Source organism: Antarctobacter sp. (genome assembly GCF_048262615.1).
GTDB lineage: Bacteria > Pseudomonadota > Alphaproteobacteria > Rhodobacterales > Rhodobacteraceae > Antarctobacter.
The window spans coordinates 1-5,934 of sequence record NZ_JBLXFB010000060.1 but is presented as its reverse complement, the minus strand read 5'-3'; the positions used below and the strand labels follow the sequence as shown (position 1 = coordinate 5,934).

At 61.8% G+C, this 5,934-nt stretch carries 4 protein-coding genes and 1 tRNA gene; 3 read left to right on the top strand and 2 right to left on the bottom strand.

Features of this window, described 5'->3' with window-relative positions; translation table 11 throughout:
• Positions 1–32: 32 nt before the first annotated feature.
• The 3 genes from ACN0S5_RS23995 to ACN0S5_RS23985 all read left to right on the top strand — a co-directional run bounded on the left by ACN0S5_RS23995 (position 33) and on the right by ACN0S5_RS23985 (position 4,803).
• Positions 33–109: transfer RNA gene (locus ACN0S5_RS23995), tRNA-Met, on the top strand.
• A gap of 279 nt (positions 110–388) precedes the next feature.
• A complete protein-coding gene (locus ACN0S5_RS23990) occupies positions 389–3,487 on the top strand; it encodes an AAA family ATPase (protein WP_417211761.1) in 3,099 nt (1,032 codons plus the stop codon).
• 32 nt (positions 3,488–3,519) lie between these two features.
• A complete protein-coding gene (locus ACN0S5_RS23985; protein ID WP_417211760.1) occupies positions 3,520–4,803 on the top strand; it encodes an McrC family protein in 1,284 nt (427 codons plus the stop codon).
• Between the two features lie 308 nt (positions 4,804–5,111).
• On the opposite strand, the gene ACN0S5_RS23980 is transcribed toward ACN0S5_RS23985, so the two are convergent.
• Both ACN0S5_RS23980 and ACN0S5_RS23975 read right to left on the bottom strand, forming a co-directional pair.
• Entirely contained in the window at positions 5,112–5,357 is a 246-nt protein-coding gene (locus ACN0S5_RS23980; RefSeq protein ID WP_417211758.1) for a hypothetical protein, read from the bottom strand.
• A partial coding sequence (locus ACN0S5_RS23975; protein WP_417211757.1) for a DUF882 domain-containing protein occupies positions 5,354–5,934 on the bottom strand: 581 nt, incomplete at its 5' end. The genes ACN0S5_RS23975 and ACN0S5_RS23980, both read right to left, overlap by 4 nt.

Genomic DNA, 5,934 nt, shown 5'->3' with positions numbered 1-5,934 from the left:
CAACAAAGCCCGAAAGGCTGCGTCAGCACTGTCGCGGGATGGAGCAGCCCGGTAGCTCGTCAGGCTCATAACCTGAAGGTCGTAGGTTCAAATCCTACTCCCGCAACCAAATCCATAAAAGATATCAGATACTTGCACGGCGCCCCACGGGCGCCTTCTGCATTCGGGCGTTTACATCAACGCCACATCAACACGACACCAGAAAAACCGCACCAGCGCGCATAATCACGCGGTCGCAGGCAACGGCAAGCAACTCGCAGTTGCGCACCTTCTTGCTTCCGGCCATCATCGGCCCCGTTGTTCCAGACGGTGAATTGACGACGACGGATTCTGCCTTCGGCTTCCAGACCTTGGAACGTCACTATTTGGCGAGGCAGGGGGCAAATCTATGAAGCAGGACGAGTTCCGTAAGTGGTTGGTGGCGCAGGGACAGACGGATGCAACCGCCTCCTCGCGGGTCAGCAGCGCAAAGCGCGTGGAGCAGCATCTGGGCGATCTGGATGAATTGTTCGCCCAAGAGGATCGGGACAGCATCCTGAACCGCTTTGCCTACTCGGCGGAGGATGAACGCGCTGAACGTCCGAACCCATCGCCAGTGCCCATCGACGGTGTCTTGCGCACGGGGCTTGCCAGCCTCCAGCAGGCGCTGAAGCTGTATCATTCATTTCTGACCGAACAATCCAACGTGCCCGACAAGGCGGAACACCGGGCATTGGTCGACCGCCTTACTCGCAAGGAAATCGATGCGGCGATGCAGGAGTGCGATCAGCTGGGCCTGAAGGCCTTTCTTGCCCGTGGGGGCTTTGCCAGTCCCCAGGTGTGGGTCGGCGACGAAGGCAACGAGCAGTCCTATCCGGCGAAGGCGACCGTCGCAGCAGCCTTGGCGCATCTTCCCGATGGCCGGGCCCTCTCGGCGAAGGAATTCTTCAACGGCTTCGGAGAGGCGCAGTCATTCGCAAGGCTTGAAGCTCTGGGATATCAGATCCGGCGCAAGGGGTCAGACGTTGCCGATCATCAGGCCTTGCTGGATCGCCTCACCCGCAAAGAAATCGAAGCTGCAATCCGCGAATGCGATGAAATGGGTCTGGCGGCCTTCCTTGCGCGCGGTGGCTATGCCGATGGCGCGACTCAGTTCCAGGACGATGCCACAGGGTGTTCCTATCCTGCGAAGGCGACGGTCGCGGCCGCCCTCGGGCATCTGCCGGGTGGCAGGGCCCTCCCCATGAAGGAATTCTTCGGCGGCCAGGGTGGTCCGCGCACACACGCGGTGTTGGATAAACTCGGATACCGTGTCCTGCACGGAAGTGAAGACGCTTCCGATCAGACGTTTTCGCGCGAACGGATCGAAGCGGCGATGGATGCGTTCGACCAGTACCGCACGTCGGGTGCACATGCCGGTGCGTTCTCGAGCTTTGGCGAACCAAAGGATTTTTGGGTGCGGTCGACTCGCCCGCGCCTGGACAAGCGCTTTCCGACGAAACCAATTGTCGGGTACCTTCTGGGGAAGGCTGCGAGCACATTCAATGGGGGGTGGAGCCAACCAGGGGATGCGGCCGCAAGGCTGCATGCGGCGGGCTACGTCATCGTCGATCAGCATGGCACGCCGTTGCCGCTTCCCGATCAACACACACATCTGATGCGCGGAGCAGAACGTGCGCGACTCGTCGCCCTGAATTACTACATCGGACCTGCCCGCGAAGCGGACACGAATTCGGTGACCATCCGCGCATCCGACCTCGCACGGGATATCTCCGAGCAAAATGCCTTCCCGACGATTTGCAGCGCTTTGGGAGGCAAAAAGTTCAAGGACTTGGCGGGTTACACGGCGCTTCAGGCGACCACGCCGAACCCCTCCAGCACGACGACATTTACTTTCACCCTCGATGCCGAGGACCAGGAGGGGAAGGCGATGGCAGAATCAGATGCACCCATGCAGGGCCAGGCTGCCCAAGTGATTGCTGTGACCACCAACCTGATCCTCTATGGACCTCCCGGCACCGGCAAGACCTACCAGACTGCGTGGGAGGCGGTTCGCCTTGGCCTGGGTGATGACGTTGCCGCTGATCTCTCCGGCGAGAACAACCGTGATCGGCTGATGGCGGAATACCGGCGCTTGATGTCCGAGGGGCGGATCGAGTTCGTCACCTTCCACCAGTCCATGTCCTACGAGGAATTTGTCGAGGGGCTGAGACCCAGCGTTGATGAAGAGGACGTACCGGATAAGGGCCCGGGCTTTCGCCTCGAGCCTGTCGCCGGGATATTCCAGCGCATTGCGAGGCGTGCAGAGAGAGGCGTGCCAGTTACGCCGAGCGGGAACGTCATCTCGCTCGATGGTCGGCAGGTTTTCAAGATGTCGATCGCGCGTGCCAACGTTGCTTCCGAGGATTACCTTTTCGACGAGGCAGTATCCGAAGGGCACACGCTTCTGGGTTGGGAAGACATCGATTTCACGGATGATAAGTTCTCTGACATAAACGAGATACTCAAAGCCTGTCGTGAGCAGGGCAGGCGGGAGGGCGAGGTTACGCTTCAGTCTGGCCAAGTCAGTCAGGTGGACGTCTTCCGCAACCAGCTTGAAATCGGCGACATCATTGTTGTGACCAAGGGCAACAGCCTGTTCCGTGCAATAGGCGAGATTACCGGAACTTACGAATACCACCAGCGTGCCAACCGAACATACTGCCATCGCCGATCTGTGCGCTGGCTTTGGGTGGATCGATCCGGTGTTCCTGCGGGCGAAATCTACGATGGCAACTTCACCATGCGGTCAATCTACGCTCTCAATCGGGCTCGCCTGGATACGGTTGCTCTTGAAGGGTACATGAACAGTGGGGGTGAGGCCGTCAGCCGGGAGGTGGAACCCCATGTCCTGATCATCGACGAAATAAACCGCGCCAACATCTCTAAGGTCTTTGGCGAACTGATCACGCTCCTGGAGCCTGACAAGCGCCTCGGGCGGCGCGACGAAATCCAGCTGACCTTGCCCTACTCGAAGAAGCGCTTCGGGGTGCCGCAGAACTTGCACATCATCGGCACCATGAACACGGCCGACCGCTCGATTGCGCTGCTGGATACCGCCCTGCGCCGCCGGTTCACCTTCAAGGAATTGATGCCGAACCCGGCGGTCCTGTCCCCGAATGTCGGCGGGATCAATCTGCAGAAGCTGCTGACCACGATCAACGACCGTATCGAGTATCTCTTCGACCGCGAACACCAGATCGGGCACGCCTATTTCACCGGTTGCAAGTCTGCCGAAGAGGTCGAGGACGTGATGCGGCACAAGGTCATTCCCCTCTTGTCCGAATATTTCTATGAGGATTGGTCCAAGGTCGCCGCCGTTCTGGGCGATGGCCCGCAGGGCCCATCCCGGTTTCTGGAGGCGCGCCGCCTGACTGCGCCGCCGGGAATTGCCGTGGATGATTTCGGGGCCGAGAGACTGCGCTGGCGGGTGAAGGACCTGTTCGACTTCTCCGAGTTCGCGGCCTGATGCCCGCCTACAGCGTTCGTGAATGGGAGGCCGTGCCCCATGGCGATGGGGAAGGATGCATTCCGCCGCATCTTGCCCAGCGCCTTGTGGCACTGGCCAAGGCATCCCCCTTCGCCGGGCGCGGCGGCGGTGGCGTGCTGGAGGATCGCCGCCATGACCTGCGGGCGCGGGGGGTGGTCGGCGTTCTGGCTGTGCCGGGCTGCACTCTGGAAATCCTGCCGAAGATCGACGTCGGCGAAAAGGAAGGCTCGGCCCAGGAGACGCGCGAGATCCGCAAGCGCCTTGTCCACATGCTGGCGGTGGCTCTCGACCTGAAGATCCAGACCGGGCGTATGACCGACCTCGACTGGCAGCGCGAAACGCTGCTGGAAATCCTGATCCGCATCTTTTGCGACAAGCTGACCGAGGCGGTGCGCCGGGGCATGCCGCGGCGCTACACCCTGCACGATGATGACCTGCCGACCTTGCGGGGATCGCTGGATATCCCGCGCCAGTTCACCCATCACAGCGCAAACCCGGGCCGCCTGGCGTGCCGCTATGACGAGTTGTCCGAGGATATCGCCCTCAACCGCATCATGAAGGCGACCATCGCGCATCTGGCGGGCATGTCGCGAAACGCGACGAATGTGCAGCGGCTGCGGGAACTGGCCTTCGTCTATGCCGAGGTTGCGGAAGTGCAGATCCCTGCCTTGCGGTGGGACGATGTTGTCATCGACCGCACCAACAGCGCGTGGCAGGAACTCTTTGGAATGGCTCAGCTGTTCCTGCGCAATCGATACCAGACCACCAGCGCCGGGTCGGGGCAGGGATCGGCACTGCTGTTCGAGATGAATGCCCTGTTCGAGGAGTACATCGGCCGTCTGGTGACGCGGGCGCTGGCGGGGTCCGAATTCCGGGTGACCCTGCAGGGTGGCCGCCTGTTTTGTCTGACGTCGGTCGATGACGAACGTGCGGTTTTCCAGACCAAGCCCGACATCCTCATCAAGCGTGGCGATCAGGTCGCTCATGTGATCGACACCAAGTGGAAACGTATTTCCGACCGGATCGACGATACAAAGCAGGGGGTGTCCCAGGCGGACGTCTATCAGATGATGGCCTACGCCCACCTCTACAAGGCCCCGCGCCTGACGCTGCTTTATCCCCACCATGCGGGTCTGGGTGACGAGGAAGGGATCCGCGCGCGGTTCCGTGTGACGGGTCAGGAAACGCTGCTGGAAACGGCGAGCTTTGACATCTCCACCGGTAACGACCTGGTGGACCGCATTCGTGGCCGGATACTCACTGGCCTCGAAGAAATGTCCCCCTTACTCCCGTGAGGGCGAACGGCCAGCCCCTGCGAGGTGCACAATTGTGCCCATCGCGGCAGGGGACTGGAATGACCGCATCTGTCATCATCGAACTGCAGCGACTCCCTGCCGCTCGTTGACAGCGTGAATCCATGAACCGGGCCGGGCAATGCGCTGCGGTCGAGGCATTCAGATTAGCGGCTTAACCTGAGCAGATTCCGCTGGGTCGAAATATCCGCGCAATGACGGCGTCTTCCGGAAGCTCATCGACCTCGTCGGCCGCACGGGCTTGTTCGGCTCTGGTGTACTCGACCACAGGCAGGCAGGGTGAGCGGGTGTCAGAACCTGCCATCGCGCAGCCGCTCAGCCAGAGCATCATGATCATGAGGGCGACGGGCGGCGGCGTCGAGCATCTGGCGGTGGATGGCATCGTTTCTCTCTTGGGCATCAAGCCGTTCGGCCGCGCGCCCCGCGCGTTCGCCAACACGGCGCAAGTTGAACAAGAACAGCAGGATCGCTGCGGCGGTGAGGATCAGGCCCAGCGCCTTTCGCGCCGGGCCGTTGGTCAGGAGCCAGCCGATCACCGCTGGCCCCGTTTCCAGTCATCGAGCCTCGCGTGGATTGTGACGGCGATACCGATCAGCGCGATGGCGATCAGCACCCAGCGGAGGGTGTCGAGATAGGGCACCAGAGGCTGGATGGTGGACTGGGTCTCGGCGATGACATCCTGCAGCACCTCCACCCCGGCCGCGCCGACAGTTGCGGCGCCCGCCGCGCCGCCACCGCGCAGCGTGCGGCTTTCCGACAGGACTTCGCGCGCGGGCGGCAGTTCCGGGGCGAAGGGCACGGGCCGCGCCGGGAAGGGATCGCCCCAGGACCGAGCGGGACCGAGGTCGATGTGCATGAAGCCCGACCGCGGATAGTATCCGAAGCCGAGGAAACCCACAGCCCGCGCCGCAGCCTCGAACGCTGCAGGATCGTGGTTCGCCATGGCGATGTCGAAAGCGGTGCCCTGCATGTGTTTCGAGGCGGTGACCTGCCCCCCGCGAAATCCCTCACCGTGATGTAGAGTCTGCGCCAACTCTGAAGGAGCAGATACATGCGAAAGAGCCGTTTCACCGAGGCGCAGATAATCGAGATGATCAAGGAACAGGAGGCCGG

Coding starts and splice junctions, on each gene's coding strand:
- ACN0S5_RS23990 (WP_417211761.1), top strand. CDS start 389: ATGAAGCAGGACGAGTTCCGTAAGTGGTTGGTGGCGCAGGGACAGACG.